This window comes from Campylobacter concisus, assembly GCF_002914005.1.
Taxonomy (GTDB): domain Bacteria; phylum Campylobacterota; class Campylobacteria; order Campylobacterales; family Campylobacteraceae; genus Campylobacter_A; species Campylobacter_A concisus_N.
Genome location: NZ_POZU01000019.1, coordinates 1 through 480, shown reverse-complemented (window position 1 = coordinate 480; position 480 = coordinate 1). Strand labels below are relative to the sequence as shown.

Annotated in this window: 1 protein-coding gene; it reads right to left on the bottom strand. The window is 41.5% G+C overall.

What is annotated here, in order from left to right:
- On the bottom strand, positions 1-480 hold a 480-nt coding region (locus tag CYP54_RS02480; RefSeq protein WP_181001504.1), incomplete at both ends, for a TonB-dependent receptor domain-containing protein.

Sequence of the window (480 nt, the reverse complement as noted above, 5' to 3'; positions counted from 1 at the left end):
GTTTTAGGTCCTTGTTGCCAAAATCAACTATTCTCCAAGCCTTTTGAATAGTGCCTACTTCTGGAGAAATTTGATTGACATCTGGGGTTTTGTAGCCAGTCGCTACGCCACCTTTTAGGCTTAGTGTGTCTGTGGCGTTATAGACTAGGTAGGCTCTTGGCGAGAGGTGGTTGCCAAAAAATTCATTGTGCGTGAGCCTTGAGCCAAGCGTTAAAAATAGCTTCTCATCTAAAATTTGCCACTCATCTTCGATAAATCCCGCATGCTCGCTCATCGAGTAGGTCTTTGGATCTTTTAAGCCGTTTCTTGAAGCGTTTGAGACAATGAAGGTCGTGCCGACATTTTGTTTGCTAAAGTCATAGCCAAAAGTTAGAGTGTGTGCGCCAAAAAAGGTTGTAAATTTAGAGTTGAAGTTGTGATTTTTGGCTTTTGCTGGTATAAATTTATCAAAAAGACTCGTTCTTTGTGTCTGGTCGTAAA